Annotated in this window: 21 protein-coding genes; 12 read left to right on the top strand and 9 right to left on the bottom strand. The window is 54.0% G+C overall.

Translation table 11 applies throughout. The features are described 5' to 3' along the window. Nucleotides 1–48: 48 nt before the first annotated feature. A complete protein-coding gene (gene secD, locus JIN85_RS02450; protein WP_200267302.1) occupies nt 49–2,487 on the top strand; it encodes a protein translocase subunit SecD in 2,439 nt (812 codons plus the stop codon). Between the two features lie 96 nt (nt 2,488–2,583). Here secD and JIN85_RS02445 read toward each other — a convergent pair whose 3' ends face one another. Then, on the bottom strand, nt 2,584–3,276 hold the full coding sequence (locus JIN85_RS02445) for an EF-hand domain-containing protein (protein ID WP_200267300.1): 693 nt from the start codon (nt 3,274–3,276) through the stop codon (nt 2,584–2,586). A gap of 132 nt (nt 3,277–3,408) precedes the next feature. Between JIN85_RS02445 and metF the strand changes: the two genes are divergently transcribed. Further along, entirely contained in the window at nt 3,409–4,332 is a 924-nt protein-coding gene (gene metF, locus JIN85_RS02440) for a methylenetetrahydrofolate reductase [NAD(P)H] (protein WP_200267298.1), read from the top strand. A gap of 19 nt (nt 4,333–4,351) precedes the next feature. On the opposite strand, the gene JIN85_RS02435 is transcribed toward metF, so the two are convergent. After that, nucleotides 4,352–5,083: a class I SAM-dependent methyltransferase gene (locus tag JIN85_RS02435; RefSeq protein WP_200267296.1), complete on the bottom strand. Its 732-nt coding sequence runs from the start codon at nt 5,081–5,083 to the stop codon at nt 4,352–4,354. A gap of 75 nt (nt 5,084–5,158) precedes the next feature. Between JIN85_RS02435 and JIN85_RS02430 the strand changes: the two genes are divergently transcribed. After that, a complete protein-coding gene (locus tag JIN85_RS02430; RefSeq protein ID WP_200267295.1) occupies nt 5,159–6,082 on the top strand; it encodes a LysR family transcriptional regulator in 924 nt (307 codons plus the stop codon). Here the strand turns inward: JIN85_RS02430 and JIN85_RS02425 are convergent. Further along, nucleotides 6,079–7,347, bottom strand: coding sequence for a DUF2254 domain-containing protein (locus tag JIN85_RS02425; protein ID WP_200267294.1), 1,269 nt, complete (start codon nt 7,345–7,347; stop codon nt 6,079–6,081). The two genes, JIN85_RS02430 and JIN85_RS02425, sit on opposite strands and share 4 nt — an antisense overlap. A gap of 23 nt (nt 7,348–7,370) precedes the next feature. On the opposite strand from JIN85_RS02425, the gene JIN85_RS21615 reads away from it, so the two are divergent. Further along, on the top strand, nt 7,371–7,496 hold the full coding sequence (locus JIN85_RS21615; RefSeq protein WP_267906601.1) for a hypothetical protein: 126 nt from the start codon (nt 7,371–7,373) through the stop codon (nt 7,494–7,496). Nucleotides 7,497–7,510: 14 nt separating this feature from the next. After that, on the top strand, nt 7,511–8,362 hold the full coding sequence (locus JIN85_RS02420; protein WP_200267293.1) for a fructosamine kinase family protein: 852 nt from the start codon (nt 7,511–7,513) through the stop codon (nt 8,360–8,362). A gap of 29 nt (nt 8,363–8,391) precedes the next feature. Here JIN85_RS02420 and JIN85_RS02415 read toward each other — a convergent pair whose 3' ends face one another. Next, nucleotides 8,392–10,020, bottom strand: a complete 1,629-nt coding sequence (locus JIN85_RS02415) for an MFS transporter (RefSeq protein ID WP_200267292.1) — start codon at nt 10,018–10,020, stop codon at nt 8,392–8,394. A 213-nt stretch (nt 10,021–10,233) separates the two neighbouring features. Here JIN85_RS02415 and JIN85_RS02410 point away from each other — a divergent pair, with 213 nt between their 5' ends. After that, a complete protein-coding gene (locus tag JIN85_RS02410) occupies nt 10,234–11,679 on the top strand; it encodes a DUF481 domain-containing protein (protein ID WP_200267291.1) in 1,446 nt (481 codons plus the stop codon). A gap of 11 nt (nt 11,680–11,690) precedes the next feature. On the opposite strand, the gene JIN85_RS02405 is transcribed toward JIN85_RS02410, so the two are convergent. Further along, the gene (locus JIN85_RS02405; RefSeq protein ID WP_200267290.1) at nt 11,691–13,190 is read right to left on the bottom strand and encodes an amidohydrolase family protein; all 1,500 of its coding nucleotides are present in this window, start codon (nt 13,188–13,190) and stop codon (nt 11,691–11,693) included. A 19-nt stretch (nt 13,191–13,209) separates the two neighbouring features. On the opposite strand from JIN85_RS02405, the gene JIN85_RS02400 reads away from it, so the two are divergent. After that, on the top strand, nt 13,210–14,937 hold the full coding sequence (locus tag JIN85_RS02400; RefSeq protein ID WP_200267288.1) for a mechanosensitive ion channel: 1,728 nt from the start codon (nt 13,210–13,212) through the stop codon (nt 14,935–14,937). 7 nt (nt 14,938–14,944) lie between these two features. Here the strand turns inward: JIN85_RS02400 and JIN85_RS02395 are convergent, their stop codons facing one another. Both JIN85_RS02395 and JIN85_RS02390 read right to left on the bottom strand, forming a co-directional pair. After that, nucleotides 14,945–15,850 (bottom strand): ADP-ribosylglycohydrolase family protein, encoded by a 906-nt coding sequence (locus JIN85_RS02395; protein ID WP_200267286.1) that lies wholly within the window; start codon nt 15,848–15,850, stop codon nt 14,945–14,947. Nucleotides 15,851–15,915: 65 nt separating this feature from the next. Beyond that, the gene (locus tag JIN85_RS02390; protein WP_200267284.1) at nt 15,916–17,277 is read right to left on the bottom strand and encodes a cytochrome-c peroxidase; all 1,362 of its coding nucleotides are present in this window, start codon (nt 17,275–17,277) and stop codon (nt 15,916–15,918) included. A 112-nt stretch (nt 17,278–17,389) separates the two neighbouring features. Here JIN85_RS02390 and JIN85_RS02385 point away from each other — a divergent pair, with 112 nt between their 5' ends. The 5 genes from JIN85_RS02385 (at nt 17,390) to JIN85_RS02365 (ending at nt 21,300) form a co-directional block, all read left to right on the top strand. Beyond that, nucleotides 17,390–18,046, top strand: a complete 657-nt coding sequence (locus tag JIN85_RS02385) for a response regulator transcription factor (RefSeq protein ID WP_200267282.1) — start codon at nt 17,390–17,392, stop codon at nt 18,044–18,046. After that, nucleotides 18,043–19,476, top strand: a complete 1,434-nt coding sequence (locus tag JIN85_RS02380) for a sensor histidine kinase (protein WP_200267280.1) — start codon at nt 18,043–18,045, stop codon at nt 19,474–19,476. The genes JIN85_RS02385 and JIN85_RS02380 overlap by 4 nt, the downstream gene beginning before the upstream one ends. Before the next feature lie 93 nt (nt 19,477–19,569). Continuing rightward, nucleotides 19,570–20,649: a calcium/sodium antiporter gene (locus tag JIN85_RS02375; protein WP_200267278.1), complete on the top strand. Its 1,080-nt coding sequence runs from the start codon at nt 19,570–19,572 to the stop codon at nt 20,647–20,649. 184 nt (nt 20,650–20,833) lie between these two features. Continuing rightward, nucleotides 20,834–20,983, top strand: a complete 150-nt coding sequence (locus tag JIN85_RS02370; RefSeq protein WP_200267276.1) for a DUF1328 domain-containing protein — start codon at nt 20,834–20,836, stop codon at nt 20,981–20,983. Between the two features lie 20 nt (nt 20,984–21,003). Further along, a complete protein-coding gene (locus JIN85_RS02365; RefSeq protein WP_200267274.1) occupies nt 21,004–21,300 on the top strand; it encodes a DUF4235 domain-containing protein in 297 nt (98 codons plus the stop codon). 8 nt (nt 21,301–21,308) lie between these two features. Here JIN85_RS02365 and JIN85_RS02360 read toward each other — a convergent pair whose 3' ends face one another. Both JIN85_RS02360 and JIN85_RS02355 read right to left on the bottom strand, forming a co-directional pair. After that, nucleotides 21,309–22,607 carry a glycosyltransferase family 4 protein gene (locus JIN85_RS02360; RefSeq protein WP_200267273.1) on the bottom strand — a complete coding sequence of 433 codons (1,299 nt, stop codon included), beginning with the start codon at nt 22,605–22,607 and terminating at the stop codon, nt 21,309–21,311. 51 nt (nt 22,608–22,658) lie between these two features. Next, the gene (locus tag JIN85_RS02355; RefSeq protein WP_200267271.1) at nt 22,659–24,809 is read right to left on the bottom strand and encodes a glycoside hydrolase domain-containing protein; all 2,151 of its coding nucleotides are present in this window, start codon (nt 24,807–24,809) and stop codon (nt 22,659–22,661) included. Between the last annotated feature and the right edge of the window lie 74 nt (nt 24,810–24,883).

Here is a 24,883-nt window from a genome sequence, read left to right as displayed (position 1 = left end):
TTTGCCATTTCGCGCTGATCCGCGCACACCTACCAGAAACATCACGCCATGCTTGCATTCATCGATATATATAAAGACCCGTTGGTGCTGTTCATCATCGGTCTTGCACTGCTCATCCTGTTCTTCTGGTACTTCGCGACCGATATCGAAAAGTACAAGCGAAATCTGGGTTCCCTCCTCCTGATTATCATCTGCACGCTCTGCCTGTCCGCAGTCGTGCCACCAAGTGAGAAACTCAAGGGCGGTATCGACATCATCGGTGGTTCGTCCTTCACCCTCAGGGTCCAACCACGCGACAAAGACAATCCCACACCGCCAACCGATGATCAAATCGCCCAGGCGATTTCCATTCTTCGGAAGCGTCTGGACAGCACCGGCACCAATGAAGCCCAAATCGTGCGCCAAGGCGAAGACCGCATCTTGGTGCAAATGCCCGGGGTGACCGAAGAAGAGGCTGCAAACATCGAGAAGGTTATCCAAAAAGTCGCTAAACTGGAACTTCACGCCGTGAGCCGTGATTCCGAGAAGCCGGATGCTGCTGGCAAAACGCTGGCCCAGCGTGTCTCGGAAGGCAACGAAATCGAACCTGGCTACAAGGCCTTTGTCTACAAGGGCAAAACCGATGATGGAAAAACCTTTGAAAAACCCATTCTCCTGAAGCGCGCTGCCGCCCTTGGAGGTGCCGATGTCAAAGTCGCTTTTCCGAATCCACAAGATTCAACCCAGGTCGAGATCAACCTCAACTCCGAAGGTGGTGATAAGATGATCCGACTGACCAAGGACATGCAACCCGGCACCGACCGGATCGCCATCGTTCTCGACGGTGAGGTGATTAGCGCGCCAACCGTTCAGTCAGTTCCTCTCGGATCTCAATTCTCAATCTCGGGACTCTACGAAGCCGGTGAATCAAAAGAACTTTCCGATGCATTGATGAACCCGCTGGAGAACCCGCTCACGGTTGAATCCAACGAGCACGTTTCCGCCTCCTACGGTACTGCGCTGATCAAACAAGGCATCTATGCGGGGATTGTTGGCCTCGCGCTTACCTTCTTGTTTGTCCTGGTTTACTACCGCACCGCTGGTTTCATCGCCATCATCGGCCTGATCGTTAACGGCATCATCCTTTTCGGAGCGATGGCCATGTTCGGCTTCCCTTTCACACTCCCAGGTATCGCCGGTCTGGTTCTCACCATCGGTATGGCGGTCGACGCCAACGTGCTGATCTACGAGCGCCTGCGGGAAGAAATTGAAAGCGGAAAGTCCCTCCAGCACAGTGTCAATCTCGCCTACGAGAAGGCATTCAGCGCGATTTTTGACTCCAACATCACCTCGCTGCTGACCGCTGGAATTCTGTATCACTTCGCCAGTGGCCCGATCCGCGGCTTCGCGATCACGCTCATCGTCGGACTCATTTCCACCATGTTCGCATCGATCCTGGTGACCCGCGTTCTGTTCCGCTGGGGTTTGCACTTCGGGATTCTCAAAAAGCTTAGCTTCCTTCATCTGGTCCCTTCACTCACCACCGATTTCCTCTCCAAGCGGAAACTCAGCTTCATCCTGCTTGCCGTCATCTATGTGGCCAGCATCGCCGGTGGCTTGATTCACAAGGACAAGATCTTCGGGATCGATTTCACTGGGGGCACCACCATTGATTTCCAAATTCCGGAAGGCAAAAGCCTGCCACTGAATGAGGTAAAATCCTCTCTCGCCTCACTCAAGTTGCAGAAGGAAGCCTATGCCACGGAACTGAGCAATCCGGCAACCGGAGTCACCATGAGCATTCGCTGCGCGAACGAAGACGTGGACAAAGTCATCACCGGCCTTCGCAGCTCTGTTGCCCTGCTCGGCGAATCACACCAGGACGCAAAATCCGGGGAAACCATTTACGACATCAGCGCTGACAAACAGCTGGTTTCCTCCCTGCTCGGTAAAAGCTTCCTTTACCAATCGCTGATCGCACTTGGCCTGAGCCTTGTCGGCATCCTGATTTATATCTCGATCCGGTTCGAATTTGCATTCGCAGTTGGTGCGTTCATCACCACGATCAACGACGTCTTGATGACCCTCGGCATTGTGATTCTCTGCGGTCAGGAACTTTCGCTCATCCATGTCGGTGCGCTGCTGTTGCTGGCTGGTTATTCGATCAACGACACCATCATCGTCTACGACCGCATCCGTGAGCGCCTGCAAGTGGATACCGGCTCCATCAAAGACATCATGAATGGCGCGATCAACTCCACGCTGTCACGGACCTTGCTGACCTCCGGCACCACCATCCTCACCGTGGTTGTCTTGTATATCTTCGGTGGCCCGACTCTCCGGGACTTCTCATTCACCGTCCTCATCGGCTTGGTGATCGGCACCCTGTCCTCGATCTTCCTCGCTTCTCCGCTGGTTTACATCTGGAGCAACCGCAAAGGAAACAACATCCGCCGCGCGGTCGCCCGCTCCAACGGTGATGCGGAAATCACCGTGGCCAATCAATAAAGCGAGCCACTCATCCCCATTCCAAAAATGGCCACCTGGATCACTCCGGGTGGCCTTTTTTAGTCGATCATTCGATCGAAGAATTCCGATATTTTCTCACTCTCCTGAATTCTCTTCAGGATCAAATTCCGGCGGGCTGTCGTTCATTTCGCGTTCAATCTCGCGATCGATCATTCGCTCGACAAACGGGTCCTTCTTGAATTCTTCGTAGGACACCAATCCATCGCCGTCGGTGTCCAACATTTTGACAATTTCGGCGGGTTCAGGTGCGGGCCGTGGTTCTGGTCGGTCCTTGCCCGTGATCTCCCCATCCCCATCGGTGTCGAGTCGCTTGAAGAGTTCCTCACATTTTTCCGGTGGCAGTTTGCTGAACATCTCGCCATTTTTAAATTCCTCGAAGCTCACGCCGCCGCTGTGGTCCACATCCAGCTCCCAGAGCCGACGCATTGGACGGCCACGACGGGGCCGACCTCGCTCCAGTTCATCCGCATCCAAGCTGCCATTTGAGTCTTTATCCAAGCGAGCGAACAGCAATTCCCGTTTCTCTTCCGGCAACTGGCCAATTCTGGTGATTGCCATGAATTCTTCTTTCGAGAGCTTTCCATCGCCGTCGGTGTCAGCTTTGCGCCAACCTTGATCGTCCGGCGGGCCGCCAGGATCTCCATCGTCGTGAGCATGGGGTCCCGGAACGTGCTGCTCTTGCGGTGGATTCTTGGGAACCTCTTGGGCCTGAACAGCACCCGGCAGCAGCAGTCCTGCGACGATTTGCGAAATGGAGATTGTTTTCATCGGCAAAATAAGCGTTTTTCTTGACCAGGTTTCCGGCCCATCATTGAGCCGCTCCACCGATAAAAACACCATCAACCCAGCAAAGTTTCAGGTAAATCCACGGTCATCCCAACCGGTCTTTTTCGCATTCCCATGCACATTCACGACATTCTCGCCCAACGCAAGCCTTCACTATCGTTCGAATTCTTTCCGCCACGATCCGAAGCCGCATGCGAAGATCTTTACCAGACGATCCGGGAATTGGAGCCACTTTCCCCGTCGTTTGTCTCGATCACCTATGGAGCGGGTGGCGGCACCCGGGAGCTGACGCATGATCTGGTCTTGCGCATCAAACACACCACTTCCATTCCTCCGGTCCCGCACCTGACCTGTGTCGGTCATACCCAGGAAGAGATCCGTTCGATTTTGGAACGCTACGCTGCCGCTGGCGTTGGCAACATCCTCGCACTCCGGGGCGATCCGCCACGCGACCAGCCGAATTACGACTGGTCGCAGGGAGATTTCACCCATGCCAAAGACCTGGTCGCATTCATCGCAGAATTCAATCAGACCGACTGTCATCCTCAGCCACAAGGTTTTGGCATCGGCGTGGCTGGATTTCCTGAAGGCCACCCTGCCACTCCGAACCGGATGAATGAAATGGATTTCTTGAAAGCGAAAATCGACGCCGGCGCCGACTACATCTGCACCCAGCTTTTCTTCGATAACCACGATTTCCTCGATTTCCGCGATCGATGCCGACTGGCTGGCATTCAGGTCCCAATCATTGCCGGAATCATGCCCATCACCTCCGAGCAAGGCATGCGCCGGATGGCAGAATTAGCCGCTGGCGCGCGCTATCCTGCCAAACTCCTGCGCACCCTCAGCCGGGCCAATGGAGATCCCGCAAGCGTCGAACGCGTTGGCATCCACTACGCTGCCGAACAATGTGCCGGACTTTTGGACGAGGGCGTGGACGGGCTGCATTTTTACACGCTGAACAAAAGCCACGCGACCCGTGAAATCTACGCCAGCCTTGGCCTGGACACGCTTGCGAAGACGCCAACCAACGGTTGAGGCTTGCGCAATCCGATTTTCAGTCAGCTGGCGCCAATTGGTAACTGACCCAGCCGTGTATCAGGAGGCACTGGTAAAGCCGGACCGGCTGAGTGAAACCAGCGGATTGAATCAGCGATTCGACCTCCACAGGATCTAACAAAGCCACCGCCGTGCCGTGGGCGGAACGGGCATTTTCAAAATCCTTCTGCGTGGCCTCCGGTGGCAACAGCAACCGGAACCACGGAGCCGTAAGTGCTCGGTAGGCCGGAGTATCGATGGCAGTCGCCAAATCCGCGCTCACCAACATTCCGCCGGGCTTCAAATGCTTCGCGATGTTCGCAAACAGCTCCTGTCGTTCGCTTGTTTCCATCAGGAAATGCGAAACCAGCAAGCAGGTTGCCGCATCAAAACCGCGATCCAGTGCCAACGAATCAAGATAGCCGGTGTGAAGTTCGCAGCGATCCGCCAAACCTGCTTCAGCGACTTTTGTGCGACAAATGTTCATCATCGGCTCCGAAGGATCGATCCCGACAAAAGTCCAGTCCGGGTAAAGTTTGGCGAGGAAGATGAGTTCATTTCCAGTTCCCACTCCGACACAAAGAATTCGCGAATCCGCCGGTAAATCCGCCATGACTGCACCGAGGAAATGCAGCATCGTATCGCGCAAACCGGGAATACGCCCCGTGAATTGGTCGTAATTCGCCGCGCGTTCGCGATCAAAAAGCAGCTCTGGGGCAGTGGGCTTAAGAAGTGGATCATTTGAGGTCATGGCGGATTCATAAACCAGTGTCGGCCTGTTTCGTACTTCCCATTCCGCAAGACGATTGATACCTAATACGCATCAATGATTGACGACCTCCGAGTGCTGCGCGCCTTTGTCGCTGTCGCGGAAGAATTGAATTTTCGGAAAGCAGCGGAGCGTTTGCACATGAGCCAGCCACCGCTCAGCCGGATGATTTCGACTTTGGAAGACCAAATCGATGCCCAGCTTTTTGTGCGCAGCACGCGGAAAGTGGAACTGACACGCGCGGGCTGGCTGTTTTTGGAGGAAGCGCGATCACTGCTGGATGCAGCCGCAGCAGCTGGCCGGAGAATCCGACACGAAGTCAGCTCACAAGCCCGACCGCTGCGGGTGGGCAGCACTTCATCGGCGTATTTTACAGGCCTGCCGGAACTGATGAATCATTTCGGCCGAACTGAACCGAGCATGGCCGTGGAAATGGTGGGAATGAATTCGGCGGATCAACTGGAGGCACTGGCATCCGGAAATTTGGACGTTGGATTTGTCTTACCGCCTGTGCTGCATTCGGAATTATCATCGGTCCTGTTTGCCTCAGTTCGCTTGCAATTGGCAGTGCGCGATGATCATCCGCTGGCCAAAGAACCAGGGGCCGTAAGCCTGAATCAGTTTCGCCACGAAACGTTCATCTTGCATCAACGTGCCCAAGATCCAGGGATGTTCGAAGGGATTCTGCGCTGCTGCGAACGGAGCGGCTTCCGGCCGAAAATCCGGGTCAAAACGGAGCAGGAACATTGCATGGGATTGGTCACCTCCGGAGCCGGTATTCACTTTTCTGCAGCACCTTCCATGTGCCTGAAAATGTCCGGCATTTCTTTCATCGATCTCGATGGCGAAGCCCCATGTCTGGAAATTTCGATGGCGTGGAGAACGGATGATCCATCGCCCGCATTGGCGAGTTTTCTCAAAGCAGCATCCACCCGATCTATCGCCGAACCGACAGCCCACCGCACTCCAGATTCTCGCTAGTCTCTGGAAAGCTCTCTCCGCGCCAGCTCTCTCACACGCTGCCGTTGAGACTCGATCAAAAGCCCGTGCTCAAAATACTCCAACGCGGTCTGGCGAAATCCGTCCGCCGCTTGGCGCAAATCTTCGTGATCCAGATGCATGATGGACCAAAGCGCTTTTTGCAGTCGCATCCCGACTTCCACCATCGCCGAGCCATCACGCGCGATCGGATGGAAGGCGTCAAAAACAAGATCTTCCGCGGCGATGCAGGGGGCAAAGATCCGATCAAAATCAGCCTGACCGACTTTGCGGTCGAGGTCATTGGTTGCCCAAATGTGGAAGAGTTCGGTCTGGATGGAGAGCACCTCAATCGCCGTCCCGGGATCATTGACCGCTGGAGATAGTGCCCGATCCGCCACCTCGGCCATCAGGATCATGGCAAAGCGCGGATCCGTGGTTTCGTTGCGGTTGTTATCGATTGCCAGGCAGCGCTGAAGTTTTCTCCAAACTTCGTCATCCGGTTTGGTGCCGCCATACAATTTCCCGATGGGGATGTTTTTGGTGACGAGCGAACCGGGTCTCACCTGAAGCACGATTTCCGTTTTCAACTCTTCCGCCAGCTTCTGCAGCTCCTCCATGTTGATGTATTGGATGTAACCGAACTTCTCCGGAAACCACGCCAAGCCTGCGGATTGCTCATGATTGGATTCCGACAAAGGTCGACCGCCAAGAGGTCCGACCATTTGCGGGTTCGAGAGAGTTTCCCGGGCAGCTAGGCTGACTCGGTCCAACGTGTCCCCAAGTTTACCCAAGCGCGATACACGATCGACCCAGCGCAAGAAAGACATCAGCACCCAGGCGACGATCGCGACAAATCCTACAAACAAGACGAAGCGCCCCGAGCGACCGAAACTGAAACCACTCAGCGCGGTAATCGAAACCAAGGCATAGATAAAAGCAGCTAGAAATGACGCCAGAGTCGACTGAACACCGGTATCACTCATGACAATCCGTGTCGCCCGCGGCGAAGCGGAACTGGCGACCGATGCAAATGCCGACGCAACCGCTGACACTGAAAACGTAGCTACGGTGAGCATGGTAGTCGCAAGAATCGTAAACAAATCAACCAAGGTCTCTTTCTCGATCTGGATCGTCCATTTTTCCGGAAATCGCTTATCTGCTAGAGAAGCAAAAATGATCCAAAAAATCGCAGCGCCACTGAGCAACACCGGCCTCACCCACAACATGGATTTGATTTTGGAAAGATAGAATTGGAGGAGGGTCATGCGAAATTGGATCGTCTCACATCATGAACCAAGATCGCGGATATCGCCAGTATTCCCTGCGAAGTTTTTACCATGTGGATGACGGCACGCTTCTCGACTCCACGGTTGATACGTCGTTCGCTTTCAGATATTCACCGAATGAATCCTAAACCATGATGAAAGTATGGCAGACGATGCAGACCACCTGATTGCAGCGCAACTGGGAGCTGATCTACAGCGAGTCACGCCCGTGGGAGGCGGCTGCATTCATGCTGCGAGACGCATGGATTTGGATGATGGTCGCACCTTGTTTGTAAAATCAGGTGCAGGCCATCTTGCGAAACTCCTGCAAGCTGAAGCCCATGGTCTGAAGCTCCTCTCCCCTCACATCCGGGTGCCAAGATTGATCGATCAGCGACAATTGCCGGACCATGGGTATTGGATCGCATTGGAGTGGCTCGATCTAACCATCGAATCCAGAGCTTCAAAGCGCGATCTCGGAGAACAACTCAGGCAGCTGCACGCGGTTACTTCGGATGAATATGGTTTGGCTGAAAACAATTTCATCGGCACGACTCCCCAAGACAACACCCGCTCAAAAGATTGGACCGAATTCTTCATCGAGCATCGCATCAAGCCCCAATGGCGTCTCGCAGCCGCCGCAGGATTTTTTCAGTTCGATCGGTTGGGTAGGATCATCACTGCCATTCGAGATCGGCTCGAAGCTCATTCCCCTCTCCCGGCGCTGCTGCACGGCGATCTTTGGTCCGGCAATTTTGGATCTTTGACTGATGGTTCCGCCGTGGTGTTTGATCCCGCCCCGTATTTCGGCGATCCGGAAACCGACTTGGCGATGATGGAACTTTTTGGTCCACCGCTCGATCCGGATTTCCTCCAAGGTTATGGAGATCCAGCCGTCGGGAGAGATCAGCGCAAACCGATTTATGACCTCTACCACGCCCTCAATCATGTGAATCTTTTCGGGTCAGGATATCAATCCATGGTCGAGCGTTGCCTCCATCGGTTAGGCTGCTAGGTTTTTGTTAGAACCATTGAGTTCAATCGCTACTCCGGCTCATGATCGGATTTTTCAGGATGATCCTGCGTGGATTCATGAGTGGAAGGCTCCGGCATCGGAGTGAATTCTCCGATCGGAATCTGCGGGCCAGCCGGGCGCTGCGGACCGGGATGTTTTGACTTCCCGGCATTCTGCCGTGAGCCAGGTTTGGCGCGAGTCAGCAGCTCAAACGGGAAGTAGGTCAGCTTCCGAAGTCCGGCAACGTTCGAGACGTGAGCCATGGCTCGCCGGGTTTCGTTGAACAAGACCGGCAACCGAAGCGGGGCTTCCGTTTTTGAAACCTCACGAACATAGGCAAGGCGATGAATCGAATAGAATCCGACAATCACCGCTGCTAGAAAAACGAAGTCCAGGCCCTGCAGATTGATCGCAGGAATTTCTTTCGGTACGATTTTATCAACAGCCGCGGTATAAGATAGGTCGATGGTTACCTGAACATCCGCCATTCGATCCGCCATGTAACCACCCACCAACGGTCCGATCGTTGCTGCGATTCCAGCGACCACGGCATTCGCTGCGAGAAACGAAGTCGCCTTGCCGCGTGGCGCACTGATCATCGCGAGATTCCCCGCACAGAGGTTCACCCCTGCGGTGGAAATTCCCGAAAGGACGTGAATGATGATGAGCAGCGGCAACGTGCCCGCATGCTTCTCCGGCATCGTCGTGAATGGCCAGAGCAACAAACTGAGGAAGAACAATTGCCCGGCAACGATCAGTGCCGCTCGATTGCTCCAACGATCCGCGATCGTCCCCCAGATTTTGAAGAAAAACACGTTCACCAACTGGCTCGCCACCGCGAGGAAAATCACGGTCGAGATGGGCATCTCCAACCGCCGCAGCATGTACACGCCAAAGAATGCGGCGGCCATATTGATCGCAAAGTTCCATGGTCCCATGAACCGCAATAGCCGCAGAAAATCCTTTGATTTGAACGGCTCGGCCAGCATCCGAAATGGCGAAACTTTTTCCTGAGGTGGCGGTGGCGGTTCAGGCACACGTCCGAGGAAGATCACGCCGATGAGACCGGCCAAACCACCAATTCCAAGCATGGCGCTGTACGGAATGATATTGCTCCCTGTCCATGCACGCAGGGGCTCGACGCCGAAACTCGCCACCAACGTGAGCAATGCCCCAACGAGCGTGATAACTGCGAAGCGATGGCTGAAGAAAATTCCGTATCGCGCCTCCGGGATCAAATCACGCATCCACGAGTTATAAGAGCATCCGGCGATGGAGCTGACTCCGAAGTACCAGAAAAGCAGTAGAACCAATGCCGTCACCTGCCAGGCCGGAGGAACAATCCAAGGAAGAATCGGAATCACCATCCAAACCAAGCGCCCGAGAATCACCGGAAGAACCACCAAGGCCTTGCGTCCGCCGGTTTTCTCAACAAGGAAAATAGCCGGTATTTGCAGCAACTGGCAAAGTGGCATGATCGCAGCAAATGAGCCGACCACGAAGTTCGACGCACCCAGTTCCAGTGCGAAGGCAACCAGAAACGCGCCCCCGGTGAGCACGCCCATCGCCTGCGAGCAAATGCCGTCGTAGACGAGATTCTTGAGACCGCGCTCCAATTGCGGCTCATCAATTTCGTTTTGGTGTCGGAACCATGCCATGGTGAAAACGATGCAGCCAACATACCAGTCGGCTCAATTCATGGATTTCGATCAGTTTGTCACATGATTCGATGCATGCATCTGTTTTTTTGTTAGATCCCCGCCATCCGGGATTTTTGAGGACATTTGAGTGACCTAATCGCTTGCCCCTCGTGGCCAGCCATGGCACCCGGGGGTGGTATGAATTTTTCGAAGACCCTAGTGATCGCGCTAATGCCGACAACCGGAACGATTTTGGCGAAAGACGCCCAGGTTTCACCAGCCCCAGAAATCGCCAAGTCTTCAAGCCAATCACCATGGGAAATCACGGGAGCTGCAGGACTTGCGGTTAGCGATGGAAATTCCGATTCGGTAGCTTGCTCGTTGCAACTTTTGGCTTCTTACCAAAAGGACAAAAACGAAGCCTACCTTGGTGTTGATTACTTTTACGCTGAAAGCGAAGACGTCACCAGCACGGACAGCCTGAAACTTTTCGGCCAGTATAACCGGGATATCGGCGACCGATGGTATGTCGGTGGTTACGGTTCATATTTCCGCGACAACGCATCCGCCCTGGATTATCGCACGGATGTCAGCGCGCTGTTGGGATACCACATCCTAAAGTCTAACAAGACCACTTTATCGTTCGAAGCAGGCCCTGGCTACGCTTGGGAAAGTCGCGACGCCGAAAGCGATTCCTTTCCCACCTTGCGACTGGCGGAACGCTTTGAATATCGATTCTCAGCAACCTCGAAACTCTGGCAATCGCTCGGCTGGACGCCGCGCACCGACGATCCATCCGACTCGATCATCGAGCTCGAAGCCGGCATCGAAACTCGCATCACGCGCAAGGTTTCACTGCGGACGTTCGTGCGGCATCGGGTGGACGACACACCGGGTGATGGCAATGGAAAATCAGACACCTCGCTGCTACTGGGTCTGGCCTATGATTTCAACGGGTTGCCGGATCCAAGTGCAGGCTCGGAAGCTCGACGCAGTTTGATGCCCGGCACCACCAGCTCTGCAGCGAAGAAGGATGGTTGGAAAACCACCGCCGCTTTGGGACTTTCCGCAAACCGTGGGAATGCGGAAAAAACCGGCCTGACCTTCGATTGGAACACCGCCTACATCAGCAGTGAGCGGGAGTTCTTTTTCGATCTTGGATACAATTACGGCGAGAACGACGGCGAAACCGCCAATGATCGGTTGATATCCCGTGTTCAGGAGAATCGCTATCTCAGCGACCGATTTTTCATCGGCAGCGGCGTTTCATTTCTTCGCGATGAGCCGGCGGAAATCGCGTATCGGGTCGCGCCATCCGTGGTTGCAGGGTACTCGTTCATCAAAACCGATCGCACCAAATTATCATTCGAAGCCGGTCCATCATACACGTTTGAAAAGACCGGCGAAGACACAGACAACTTCGCCTCCGCCGTTGCTGCCCAGCGATTCAGCCACACGTTCAACGAACGCTTCGCGCTGAAGCAATCAGTCACTGCAACCTCCGAGTTGGAGAATTTGGAAAACTTCAACGCGATCGCTGCGATCTCGTTAGATACGACTCTTAGCGATCGGCTGATCTGGCGCATCGGCGCGAACTACGGCTATGAAAATATTCCAGCAGATGGCCGTGAGCATCACGACGCGCAATTGACCAGCTCGATCGCGGTGAGGTTCTGAATTTCAACCCATCACAGACCGGCAGATTTTTTCAGTGAACTGATCATTGTCTGCGATTCCTCCAGCAAGGCAGGCAGATCCACCTTCGCCAGACGGCCGCCTTGCTTGTGGATCTTGCCATCGATCATCACGAAATCGACGGACGCCGGATTCGCGGAATGAGTGAGCATGAACTCAGCGGAACCAACTGGTGAAGTGTTGAGGCGATCGGTGCGGACGGCGATCAGATCGGCGCGCTTGCCGACTTCAAGCGATCCGGTTTGCTCGCCCAGCTGCAATCCCCTCGCCCCGCCGATGGTAGCCCAGGAAACAACCTTCGATAACGAAATGGGCAACATTTGGGTCGCCAATCCAGCTGCAAGATCGGCGGTGATTTTCATGACCTCAAACATATCCGCGCGCCCGGCCAGCACCATGTTGTCGACAGAAAGCCCGAGCTCCACACCGGATTTGGCAATTTCCAGCAACGGCGGCAATCCGTAACCGACTTCAAGTTCAGTCCACGGGCTGATCGAAAGTGGCGACCCGGCATCCGCTATCAATTTGAAATCGTCGAGCTTCGCGTGAGTTGCGTGGACCAGTTGAATATCGGGACCTAACAAGCCGTTCTGGTGAAGTTTGCGGATGCTGCCATTTGCAGCTTTGGCAGCGGTCGAGGCAATGTGAGTGGTGAGTGGAAGTTTCATGGACCGTGCGGCCTCCCACTCGGCGCGCCAGACTTTTTCCTCGCAGCGATCCGGCCCACGAACGCAAAGGCCGAGGTGAATGAGCGGGTTGTCCAGCTCAGCAAGCCGCTTCTGTGTGGCAGCCAGCGAATCGACATCCATCACCTCGTCTTCAGCAATGTCCTGAGGATAGCCGTAGGAGAACCGGCCGCGCACGCCAGATGCGAGTTGAGCTTCCAATTCCGCATCGGCAAATTCGCGGGCCCGCACATTGTGTGCCCAGTTGTTCACGGTGGTGATCCCGGAATTCACCGCCTCCGCGAGCGCCAAACGCACCCCCACTCCGCTGGCTTCCGCCGTCCATGTCTTGGCCAAGGCTTTCTGGGTTGCGAAGAAATCACCCTTTGCACTGCTCTGAATCCCGCGTGCGATGGTATTCCACATGTGCCAATGAGTGTCGACAAAACCGGGCATCACCAGGGTTCCACTGAGATCGATTCGACTCACCCCCGGTGCCTCAATCGAAGCAGCGATGGCGAAAATGGCGCCGTCTTTCACATGGATATCCACCTTTGAGCCGTCGAGTTCATTTCCCGCTTGGGACAAAAGCGTGGCTCCACTGAGGACATATTCTTCGGATTTGGCGGATGCTTTCTCCGCCCCGAAAAGACGGCCGGCACCCAGTGCCACTCCGGCGGAAAGACTGCTGACGATGAATCCGCGCCGATGAACGGTATTTTGATAGTTGGGCAATTCCGAAATGCGATGCTCTTCCATGGTCCGACTTAGCGCGGATTCCAGTCCAATCAAGGATTTCCAGGCATCGACCGGTTGCAATCGTTGCAACAAAATGCAAAATCACAGCATGGGAGTTCGCCGATTGATGATTTTGTGGCTGTTTCTTGCAGTTATTGTCTCCGCACAAGAAACCCAGCCGCCGGTTCAACCCATTGAAAATACGGCTCAAAAGCCAGCATCTGCGACGGTCGAGAGAAGTTTAAGTTCGTTGAAAACTGTCATTGGACCACTTTCCGACGCAGTCCAGGAAGTTGAGAAATTGCGCGGTGATTGGGCGCGGGCCAGCTCGGAAGAGGAAAAACAGAGCATCCAAACTCAGATCGACGCGGCGATGACGCGTGTCGCCTCGTTGCGCAGCAATTTCCGGGGAATTCTCGGTGGTGCTGAAGCCGCTGAATACGAAGGCTCGAAAGTCGCGGATACCAATCTGCAGGAGCAGGTAACAGAGTTGTTAGATCCGTTGTTAGGTGAGCTGCGCGAAGCGACATCGAAGCCAAGGGAAATGGATGAACTTCGAAAATCGCTCAAAATGTGGCAGGAGCGGAAGAAAAAATCATCCGATATCGTCGATCGGATCGATCAAATTTTGGCGATCAACCAAGATCAGGATTTGATTCCGGAAGTCACATCAGCCCGGCAATTGTGGGCTGATCGGATGGCTGAGGCCGCAGGACAAATCGAGGTGATCCAGGTGCAAATCGAGGATCGTGAAAGTCATCAGGAACCGATATGGACCACGGTTTCGCGCTTGTTCAGCAATTTCTTCAAAAGCCGAGGCATGAATCTGCTTTTGGCGTTGCTGGTAGCGGCAGTCGGCTTTTTTGGCACACGCCGCATCTACCGCCTGATTCGTCGCTACAGCCCCGGATTGAGATCTGGGAAAGGCAGCCTGTTTAGCAGAATCTCAGACATCGTAGCCATGGTGCTAGCAGTGCTCATCGCGGTAATTGGTGTGCTTCTGGTATTTTACAGTCGTGGTGATTGGCTACTTCTAACACTAACAGTCGTGGCACTATTCGGCATTGCCTGGGCTGGAAAAACCGCACTGCCGCCGTATCTTGAACAAGTCCGCCTGTTGCTCAATCTCGGCCCCGTCCGCGAAGGCGAACGGCTGATCTATCAGGGATTACCCTGGAAGGTCGCCGCACTCGGGTTCTACAGCCGCTTGGTGAATCCGAATCTGCAAGGTGGCACGTTACGCGTGCCGATCCGCGAGTTGATGGGGATGATCTCGCGCAAGCAAGATCCCAAGGAGCCGTGGTTTCCTTCCGAGGTCGACGATTGGGTGGTTCTATCCAATGATATTTTTGGGAAAATCATCAGCCAGTCACCGGAATACATCGTCATCCTGCGCCTTGGAGGAAGTCTAACAACCTTGCCCACGAACGAGTATCTAGAATCGAATCCTCAGAATCTTTCGCATGGATTCCGCGTATCCTGCACCTTCGGCGTCGACTACCAGCACCAGGCTGAAGCCACTACCACCATTCCCAAGATCCTGTTGCGCGCGTTAACTACGACACTCATCGGAGAATTCAGCCGGGAGAAAGTGCGCTCCATCAAGGTGGAGTTCGAAAACGCTGCCGCATCCTCGTTGGATTATCGAATCTTGGTGGACTTCGATGGCGAAATGGCCCAGCGCTACAATGCGCTGCCGCGCCGTATCCAGCACATTTGCGTGGACACGGCGAACGCTGAAAACTGGGTCATACCATTCGCACAAATCACCGTGCATCAGGCGGCGGTCGCTGCCGATTTAGAAAAAACAGCGACCCTTGAAGGCGAACCGGAATGAGGCGCTTTCAGGGACTTTTGGTCGTCGCACCCAAGACCAAATCACGCGCTTCGAGCTCCTCGGTCCATTCAAGTGGCAAGCTGTCGATGATTTCGGCTGCGCCATAAATCATCCCCAACATCATGCCACGAGCCGCGCTATCACCCCCTGCGCGTGCATTTTCGACCATTGCAACAAATGGATCTGCGGGATGCCGAAGCAGCAAGTGGCACACTCCGGGAAACGCACCATCCACACGGCAACTCAATTTGTGATCCGCTAAAGCTTGGAGATCGGTCCGCGATGAATCGGCGGATTCTCTTGCGGAGCCAAGCCAGCGTCCAATTGAACTGGTGCCGAACAAGGCGCCCACCGAATCGATTGATTCAGGAATGGTGCGCCCTGACTGAATCTCAAGGATCACCTTTGCAAAAAATTCGGCAGCTCCGATCACATCGGGATCATTGTGGGTAAAAGCAGTTACTTTTCGGCAGGCTGCAAGTAGCGCATCATCGTCCGGCCATTCTAACGAAAAGAGCGGAGCAATCAGTGCTGCCCCGCCGAGATCATGGGAATGCGATCCCGCACTTTCCGCGGGTAAACCGAAGTGAAGGTTTTTCAGGGTTTCCTTCGTTGCCCCATCGCGATAACTAACCGTTGCCGGATCGTCCCAAAACTTTTGCCATACCCGCGCGTAGCCATCCAGATCGAATGACTTCGCTTTCATGAGATACATGAACAATAGAACGGCCTGATCCCCATAGTGGGTCTGATTCCCGGCGTGTTTGCCAGGATGGTATTCAGTGATCGGATTGTGGAATTGTTCCGGATTGGGTATTTTTTGAACAATCTCCTGTGGGTCATAAACCCAGTGAGGGCCGAGGCAAATCGCATCTCCCAGCAAGGAGCCAATCAGAATCGAGTTCGCTGACATATGCCCAAAATACACCCAATCCGGCTTCGTAAATAAGAAAATATCCCGGCCTCTGGTTGCCACAATCATTCTTCAGCCTGATAGGCGAAGCGATAGAACTGCGAGGTTCCTGATTGAACAGTCGGAGTCATCACATCCAGCCAGCCATCCGCAGAAGCGGTAACACGCGTCGACTCCCAATGTTCGAGATCGCTCGAAGTCTGGAACAGGTAACTCACATTTGGCACCGCTGGCGAATGAATCGTCACCATCATCTGATCATCGACTGTGGAAAAATCCATGGTCGTGCCGTGGTTTGGCAAGACGAGCAATTCCAGCGATCCATCTTCCGCGAACGGCGTTGCATATCGCTCATCGGTATAAACCGCGTTGCCTGTTAGAGTTTCCAGAAACGAGGCGAGGTTTGCCTTTTGTTGTTCAGTCAGGCCAAGTTGCTGCGTTGCTCCACCCGCGCGAAGAAGCCTTGTGTCCAATCCGGTGACATTTTCAGGAATCGAATCATAGTGATTGATGACGGCCAGTATGGTCGTGAGCGAGGCATCATGCATGAATCCGCCGTGTGGGCTTCCATTGCGATCCACCAGATTTCGCAGACTCGGCGCACGTGTATTCGTGAAATCACTCACACCCGAAAACGAGCTTACGATGCCATTGTTGCCGCTCGCCGGATCGATCGAAAACTCCGGCGGCTGATGGCACCCCGCGCACCCCGCACCACCCAGATTGGGCGGATTGAGGAAGATCTGCTTTCCTGCATTTTCATTGGCGGTGAAATTTGGAAATGGCTGCCCGTCATTGGCAACCTGACTACGTCCTTCATCGTAGCGGCTATCGAATGATTGGATACTGCGAACAAATTGCGCCAGTGACTTGCCCACCCTTTCTTCCGTAATCTGCGGATCGCCGTACACTCCTTGGAACAGAACCTGGTATTCTTCGTAGCCAGACAATTTCTCGATCAAATCTGAGAAATCCCCATCACCCTCTGTCCCGCTGAAGCCCATCTCTTTGTGGTCTTGGATCGGCTGTGTCGCCTGATCCTCCGCGCTATCAGCACGCTCATCCCAGAAAAACCGTGATTCATCCGAGAAACGCGCATTGATCAATCTCATGGAATGCCGGCCGGTCGTACCCGCCACACCCACACTTGCCACAGATGGATCACCAAACGCGTGTTCCTGTTGATGGCATGACGAGCAAGAAACCGCATTATTCGCCGAGAGACGCTTGTCGTAAAACATGACTCTTCCGAGGGTCGCCCCTAAATCTGTGATCGAATTATCGGCCGGGGTGTTATCTTTGGTGATATAATCAGGAATGGGCTGGTTGGCATAATTGGCCGGAGCGGTCAAATCAAGCACCCCGTCCTGGGAAAATGCCGAAGCTACAAGAGCGGCAAGAAGCGGGATTATGGGTTTTACTTTCATAACGCCTCAAGGTCTAACACCACCACCTGAAACGAAGATGAATCCACGACCCTTTGTTATATCTTTTTTATTCATCTTCCATTCAGGTTCATTTTGATATGAAATTCGCGAGATGAAGTTGCTGGTCGTGGAAGATAACGAACGCTTGCTTAAGAGCCTGGCAGATTACCTGCAGGACGAAGGCTTCGTGGTCAGCTGCGCTGCGGATGGAGAAGATGGCCTACACAAAGCAACCAACTGGGAGTATGACCTCATCATTCTAGATGTGATGTTGCCGGTTACCGATGGTTGGACGATCTTGCAACACCTTCGTCAATCAGGCAGCTCAACCCCGGTCATCATGTTGACCGCAAAAGATCAATTGGCGGATCGACTGCGCGGACTGAACGGGGGCGCAGATGATTATCTGATCAAACCATTCGAAATGGAAGAACTCGTCGCCCGTGTCCGCGCAGCGCTGCGGAGAGCGGCTGGCAGCCCATCACCGTTGCGAACTTTCGGCGACGTTTCGTTAGACACGACCAATCGCATCGCTTCGCTCGGAGGAATCCCGGTGGATCTATCAGCCCGCGAATTTGCGCTCCTCGAAATTTTAGCCTCCAAACACGGCAATATCGTATCCCGTGATTACCTCTACGAAAGATTATTCGATGATGAGGATGAATCACTTTCCAACATGTTGGATGTTTATATTTATCGACTCCGCAGCAAACTCGGAAAACACAAAATCCAAACCCGGCGCGGTCTTGGTTATATCTTCCAATCATGAAGTTTTCGAGCCACATCGCAGCCATCACGCAAAGCATCAAATGGCGGGTATTTTTCTATTACACGCTGCTTCATCTACTGGTCATCAGCCTTCTGATTGCCGGATTCCACACTTATGAAAAACAAAGCCGGATCCGTTCACGCACTTCAGAAATGCAGGAACTGGCGATGCGCTACATGCCGCTCTTTTTTGCACCAGGCCACCAGGGCCCGCCCAATGGAAGAGGCCCCGCCCCTCCTCCGCCGCCGCGTATCGACACCCGCCAGCTGAAGGAGGATGTCGAAAGCATGGAGCACAACGGATTTTTCCTCGCTGCAATCGACCATGATGCCGTTGTAAAATTCCGCTCCCCCACATGGCCAACCTCGTTGAATGCGCCCCCCATTCCTGAGGGCAAGCCATCCTCCATCACCGAGATGCCCGGATGGATTCTCTACAGCCACCAAACGGCCCAACAGGATCGTGTAATCATCGGAACCAGCTCCGTAGCTCTTGAACAAGAAGTGCGGCATCTTACTGTTGTAGCAGGAGCCATCGGCGCCGCGATTACGGTCATCACCTCGTTGGTTGGAATGCTGATTCTACGGTTTTCGCTCAAACCGATCTCCATGATCAGCGAGTCCGCTACCCGAATTGCCGAAGGCGATTTCAGCGAGCGGATCGATACCGGAAGCCAGCGATCAGAGCTTGGTCAACTCGCCGTTGTTCTCAACAAAACCTTCTCGCGGTTAGAGGCTGCAGTCCAGCGTCAGGTCCAATTCACGGCCGATGCATCACACGAACTACGCACTCCGGTCGCAGCCATTTTGGCAGACTGTCAGTATTCCCTCAAACGCGAACGCCCACCGGAGCGGTATCTCGAAACCATCGAGGTTTGCCATGAATCAGCCCAACACATGAAGAGCCTGATCGAATCACTCGGAGCCTTGGCTGCATTCGACTCAAAAGACGCATTGCTCAATCCAACACCGATTCAGTTAGAAGATGTGCTGCTGCAGGCAAGGCAGATTACCGAGCCCCTGGCTGCTTTGCGGAGCATTGCGTTAGAAGTGGATCTGCAGCCAGTGCAATTGATCGCCGATGAGCGGCAACTCAGTCAGGCAGTGATCAATCTTCTGGCAAATGCCGTCCGATTCAATCGACCAAACGGGACAGTCAGCTTGAAATGTTGGACAGAACCAACCATGGCCTGCATCGAGGTCGCCGATACAGGCATTGGAGTCCCTCATGAACTGCAGGATCACATTTTCGAACGCTTTTTCCGGGTTGATCCTTCACGCAGCAACAAAAGTGGTGGCAGTGGCCTGGGGCTGGCCATCACCCGAACCATTGTGGAGGCGCATGGTGGAAACATCCATCTCACGAGCGAGCTGGGAAAAGGCAGCCGGTTTGTAATCCGCATCCCACTTCGTCCGGTTCTGTTAGATTGAGCTGATGGGAATCGCGGTCGATTTTTCCAATTGGTCCCAAACCCTAGAACGGGTAGAGGTAGTGATCCGCAACAATATTTGCGCTCATTCATCATGACACACGCCATCGTATTTCTCCTCCTTGGCCTTGTGCTGCTTGTCATCAGTGCGGAAAGCTTGGTCCGCGGTGCATCGCGGCTGGCAGCAGCATTTGGAATTTCTCCACTGGTCGTGGGCCTGACCGTGGTTGCTTTTGGAACCAGCGCGCCAGAATTGGCGGTCAGCACGGTGGCAACTTTCAGTGGCCAAGCGGATATCGGCCTGGGAAACATCGTCGGCAGCAATATTTTCAATGTGCTGGTGATCCTCGGTCTTTCCGCGGTCATCACGCCATTGGTCGTCGCGAAACAATTGGTCCGCCTTGATGTCCCCGTGATGATCGGCCTTTCCATCCTGATGTGGATCATGGGGCTGGATCAACAAATCAGCCGGGTGGATGGCGTGATTCTATTCGTCATCGCGATTTTCTACGTCACCTACTTGATTCGGATCAGTCGCCGCAAACCCGTTCTGGAAGCCGAATACGCAGGTGAATTCAGTGCATCGAAAAAAGAGAAATCCTCATGGTTCAAAAACATCGTGATGGTTTGCATCGGCATCGGCGGCATGATTCTCGGCTCCAAATGGCTGGTCGATAGCGCCGTCTTGATCGCGCGCCAATTCGGCGTATCCGAGCTGGTGATTGGCCTCACGATCATCTCGCTAGGCACCTCGCTCCCTGAAGTCGCAACCTCGTTGATCGCTGCATTCCGGGGAGAAAAAGACATCGCCGTGGGAAATGTCATCGGCAGCAATATCTTCAACATCGTCTCCGTCCTCGGCATCTCTGCGGCGGTTTCGCCAAAAGGAATACCGGTCCCACTCGCAGCCCTGCACTTTGACATTCCCATCATGGTTGGAATTGCGGCAGTCTGCCTCCCACTCTTCTATGCCCGTTATCGAGTTAGCCGGCTAAATGGCATTTTCTTCATCGCCATCTACGCAGCCTATCTAACCGATCTCTTAATGAGCGCCACGGGGAGCGCCCATCTATCAGCCTTTCGGCATATCATGCTCTACTATGCCTTACCCTTCGCAGCGATCTCCCTCTTCGTCTCCGTTTGGCTCGGGCGTCGTAGTCTTAGGGCAGCTTGATGGCTGCACACTTACGATGAGTGCAATTCGCAATCATCAATCGCAAAATATCTCATGAAAATTGTAGTTGCGAATTAGGAACCCTGATAACTGCAAGGATTTCCCGTCTCAAAAGGAATGGCATCACGATTGCGAAAGGGAAAGGAGTCGAGACGATTCAGTTTCGATTTTACCCCATGAAATTATGATCACACTCGTTATTACATTTGCCATTCTTGCGTTGATTGCTGCTATTTTTGGCTTTGGTGGAGTCGCCAGTGAGTTCGCAGGTATTGCCAAAATTCTATTGTTGGTATTCATCGTTCTCGCAATCATCTCCTACTTCTTCCACTAAGAAATTATACCGGCAGGACTATGAAATCGTCAAAAATTTCATCGTTATCCCTCATCGGTTTAGGACTGATTCTCCCTGCAATCGCCGCCCGAGCTGCTCGCTCGGCGGCGGGTGCGGGATATCATGCAGTCACCCACATGGACCCGCCGAAAAACCCTGCTCACCCTGATGTTGCCTGGAAAGATGCCATCGTATGGACATTGGTTTCCGGCATGATTGGAGGACTCACCCGATTGGTTGTTAGAAGATCCATGGCAGGCTCTCCTGTTCCGGCTGAAGGCTATGATTTGGAGAAAAAAGCGGATCGCTTGGTTTGATCCATCGATTATGCAGCCTCAACTTGTGACGCTGCCCGATCGACAAGATTAACCAATATCTCCTTCCGATCAAACCGCAGCGCGAAGGCTCGGGCTTTCGCAGAAAGATCAGCGCGTTGCTGGTCGCTCATCTGTGCCACCTGATTGAGGCAAGACTGCAACCCTTCCACATCGCCCGGCTCATGTTCCAGGCAATGGCCGCCACTTGCTTCCGGGATTCCTCCAGTCCGCGTGGTGATCACTGGACCTAATCCGCCAGCCAGCATTTTTTCAGCCACGGCGATTCCAAAGGTTTCGACAAACTCAGTCCTTGGCTTGCTGGGCAAACACCAAGCATAGCACGCATGCATCAGTGCTCCTTTTTCTGCGTCACTCACATCATCCAGAACCAGCACATCCGGCATATCTGAGGCCAATTCACGGATGAGTGCTTTGGATGGTCCGTTGCCACAAATGATCAATTTCTTTGCCCCACGGAGACGACAATTTCTCCATGCAGCCAGCAAATCATCGACCCCTTTGGCTGGGGCGATCCGTGATAAGAACATCACATATCCATCCCGCTCCAGCCCACGGTTTTTCAAAACCTCGTCGACTCGATCAGGCTGTTTTTCGATTTCCAAATAGGCTGCCGTATCGATAGCCGGATAGCTGATGCCGACCCGCTGCTCCAGCTGACCCGTGAAAAGAGTCCCGAGATGCGAATCAACCTCCCGCCCAGCAGCGATGATGAGATCTTTGGTAAACCGACTGACCGCGACCGGCAGGTCATGCTCAAGGTAGTTGGACAGCAAAATCTGTGCAGCACCCAGACGCCCTTCAGCCAGGGCATTTCCCACCACATTGGTGATGTCAGAACCCACTGCCTCCCCCACGGTGTAAACCGATGAACTGCACCCGGACAGGCGAAAGCTGTTCACTGCCTGCATCACCATTTGGCCATGAGGAACCAAATAGAGATCCATCAGCATCGTTTCTCCGGGCAGGCGATGAAGCAAATCGACCAAGTGCCCGCCGATTCCCAAGCCCAATCGGCCATCCAACACCTTGTAATCCCCTAGCGGATCAGGCCTATCAACAGTGATACCCGGCGAATACGGGCTGATCGTTTCGAGCGGTTTCAGCGGCAAAGAGCTCTCTTCCAGAGTTGAAATCGGGTAGCTTACGATGTGCACATTCTCCATGCCGAGCGCCAGTGCCGCCTCGGCAAGATTGCGGGCCTCCGTAGAGTGGCCACAAATAATCGGATCGGCGCGAACGAGAAAGACTGCGTTTTGGATCGGAAGCTGTCGATTTGAGTAAGGCATAAGCTGCGGGGTAAAAATTTCGATTTCCGCAGGGTGGCAGATTCCGTGCCGTCAGGAAAAGAAGCTGGGAGGGCGCTCCTTCATTCCAAACTCCGATGGCTCCGGCCCCATGGTTAAATGGAGACATCCACCTCCACACAACTCACCTATTTTCAGCCAACTGCGACCAATCTCATCACCATTCAGCACTGCCTTCTGGATAAACACATTTTCGCGGGAATTTCCCTCCACCAAGATGGTAAACTCGCCATCCGGCAGCTGGATTTTGGCCGCGTCGAAGAGCGGACTACCAATCAACATCAGCGGTTGCCCGCAGACTGGAAAGAGCCCGATGGCATTCCACACATACCAAGACGAAAGTCCACCGGAGTCCTCATTTCCGGGCAATCCTCCGGGGCCGATGGTAAATTGGTGGTCCATCACCCTTCGGACGATGCGCGCCGTGCGATCGTGGCGCCCGGCATAAAGATAGGCAAACGGTGCCTCCATATCCGGCTCATTGTTCAACCCTTCAAAGCGGAAAATCCGCTCGCCGTGTCCTGGTTCCGCAAAGCCGAAAAACTTGTCCAGCAGTTGCACAAATCGACCTTCTCCCCCCGCAAGCTCGATGCGGGCACGCATGTCATGAAGCAGCCGGAACGAATAATTCCAGTTTTCGCCTTCATAATACGTGGAGTCTTCACGTAACAAACCGGTTGCCGGGTCGAAGGCATTCCGCCAATGCACGGATAATGCGGACGCCCTGTCGTGAATCACCTGATGGCCGACCGTTCGTGCCATCCGCGCCATGCAGAAATGGGCGTAGGCGATGTCGAGTGTATGGGACAAAGGATTTACGACATAACTTCTGCCATATTCGCCAAACCGGCTTTTTCGCCCCTTTCCACTTTGGCTGGTTTTCCAGAGCAATGACAGCACCCGATCCCAATCCGCCTGGATGCCACGAACCCGGGCATCCTCAAGAATGGCATGGCAAAGGCCAGTCGCCTGTTTGGTGAACCGATCCGGCACATTGTCCATGAGATAACTGATCGGAAAACCACCTTCACGTGCCGCCACTTCGCACAAGAATTCAACGAATCGCGCCCCGCGCTCCGGCCACAGAGTCATCAGTAACGGGAGTTGCGTCTTATACAAATCCCACAAGGTCGAGAGATCGAAGAAAAACGGCCCTGATTTCCCGGTGAATGGGTTTTCATCGGTGAACTCCGCCGGCTTCAGGGTCGCATGATACAGAGCGGTGGCAAAAACCTGCCGCTGTTCATCGGTGCCGCCTTCCACTTCGATTTTCGCAAGCGCCCCCTCCCATCTCTCTGCAGCATCACGAGCTGCCGAAACCAAACCACATCCCGGCATGGCATCATTCGCCCGCATCGATGACTGCACGGAAAAACCAAACGACAACTCCATTTGGCGGCCATTTCCGCCGGAAAATCCGAAACCAAACGTCGGGCGGTATTTCTGTTTCTCCAAAGTGAGCTCGTAGGTCTGGTCGTCGATTTGCTCCTCTTCCTCCCACAAAAATGCATGCCCTTCTCCGACGCATCGAAAATGCAGCGGAATGCCTTCCATCACCACATGTCCGGCAACGGATCCGTCTTCCAAGATGCGAAATTCCGCTGCCTGCGGATAGGTTCCCATGTCATCCACCAGCAATCCGCCTGCAGAGACATCGACCACCACGGTTGGCTCAATGGATTCCGGAAAATGATAGCGATGTACCGCTCCACGCTCCGTGGCGGTAACCTCAAACCCGATCCCATCGGCCTGAAATTGGCCGCCGTAATAGCCCGGCCATGCTTTTTCCTGAACCAATTCGCGGCGCATCAATCGCTCATCAAGCCCACCTTTTCCCAACGGTGTGGTTAGAAGGTAGTTGTAATACATGCGAATCCGCCCCGTTCCACTTTGCTGGAAATGGGCGATTCCAATCGCCTCGTTTTTTTCGAACATCACCGGTGGAGCACCGCCACTTAGTGACAAGCCATAGCGGCCATAGCCCGATACGTAAGCTCCCGAATAGGCACACGCCGAGACCATGCCAAACGGCAAGCAAGCGCCCGGGTGAGTATTTCCGATAGGCGGCTTCGCTCGCCACCAGGTCGCGGCAATCCCTTCGGGCTTTGGCAAATCGGCCGCTTCGCAACCAATGAACGGATCAACCCGAGAGTGATTCGGCAGGTCGTTGGGACGCTCAATCATGATTCAATTACTAGCTTCATCCTACAAGCAGCGAACGGACCAAATGATTCAAGATTGATGTAGCAATATGCACG

This window comes from Luteolibacter pohnpeiensis (assembly GCF_016595435.1).
GTDB classification, from domain to species: domain Bacteria; phylum Verrucomicrobiota; class Verrucomicrobiia; order Verrucomicrobiales; family Akkermansiaceae; genus Luteolibacter; species Luteolibacter pohnpeiensis.
Note: the sequence above shows the minus strand (reverse complement) of the source record. Positions and strands in the feature narration are given on the sequence as shown.

Bases quoted from the DNA above. Each gene is read 5' to 3' on its own strand.
- secD (WP_200267302.1), top strand. From the start codon at position 49: ATGCTTGCATTCATCGATATATATAAAGACCCGTTGGTGCTGTTCATC.
- JIN85_RS02445 (WP_200267300.1), bottom strand. From the start codon at position 3,276: ATGAAAACAATCTCCATTTCGCAAATCGTCGCAGGACTGCTGCTGCCG.
- metF (WP_200267298.1), top strand. From the start codon at position 3,409: ATGCACATTCACGACATTCTCGCCCAACGCAAGCCTTCACTATCGTTC.
- JIN85_RS02435 (WP_200267296.1), bottom strand. From the start codon at position 5,083: ATGACCTCAAATGATCCACTTCTTAAGCCCACTGCCCCAGAGCTGCTT.
- JIN85_RS02430 (WP_200267295.1), top strand. From the start codon at position 5,159: ATGATTGACGACCTCCGAGTGCTGCGCGCCTTTGTCGCTGTCGCGGAA.
- JIN85_RS02425 (WP_200267294.1), bottom strand. From the start codon at position 7,347: ATGACCCTCCTCCAATTCTATCTTTCCAAAATCAAATCCATGTTGTGG.
- JIN85_RS21615 (WP_267906601.1), top strand. From the start codon at position 7,371: ATGAACCAAGATCGCGGATATCGCCAGTATTCCCTGCGAAGTTTTTAC.
- JIN85_RS02420 (WP_200267293.1), top strand. From the start codon at position 7,511: ATGGCAGACGATGCAGACCACCTGATTGCAGCGCAACTGGGAGCTGAT.
- JIN85_RS02415 (WP_200267292.1), bottom strand. From the start codon at position 10,020: ATGGCATGGTTCCGACACCAAAACGAAATTGATGAGCCGCAATTGGAG.
- JIN85_RS02410 (WP_200267291.1), top strand. From the start codon at position 10,234: ATGCCGACAACCGGAACGATTTTGGCGAAAGACGCCCAGGTTTCACCA.
- JIN85_RS02400 (WP_200267288.1), top strand. From the start codon at position 13,210: ATGGGAGTTCGCCGATTGATGATTTTGTGGCTGTTTCTTGCAGTTATT.
- JIN85_RS02395 (WP_200267286.1), bottom strand. From the start codon at position 15,850: ATGTCAGCGAACTCGATTCTGATTGGCTCCTTGCTGGGAGATGCGATT.
- JIN85_RS02390 (WP_200267284.1), bottom strand. From the start codon at position 17,277: ATGAAAGTAAAACCCATAATCCCGCTTCTTGCCGCTCTTGTAGCTTCG.
- JIN85_RS02385 (WP_200267282.1), top strand. From the start codon at position 17,390: ATGAAGTTGCTGGTCGTGGAAGATAACGAACGCTTGCTTAAGAGCCTG.
- JIN85_RS02380 (WP_200267280.1), top strand. From the start codon at position 18,043: ATGAAGTTTTCGAGCCACATCGCAGCCATCACGCAAAGCATCAAATGG.
- JIN85_RS02375 (WP_200267278.1), top strand. From the start codon at position 19,570: ATGACACACGCCATCGTATTTCTCCTCCTTGGCCTTGTGCTGCTTGTC.
- JIN85_RS02370 (WP_200267276.1), top strand. From the start codon at position 20,834: ATGATCACACTCGTTATTACATTTGCCATTCTTGCGTTGATTGCTGCT.
- JIN85_RS02365 (WP_200267274.1), top strand. From the start codon at position 21,004: ATGAAATCGTCAAAAATTTCATCGTTATCCCTCATCGGTTTAGGACTG.
- JIN85_RS02360 (WP_200267273.1), bottom strand. From the start codon at position 22,607: ATGCCTTACTCAAATCGACAGCTTCCGATCCAAAACGCAGTCTTTCTC.
- JIN85_RS02355 (WP_200267271.1), bottom strand. From the start codon at position 24,809: ATGATTGAGCGTCCCAACGACCTGCCGAATCACTCTCGGGTTGATCCG.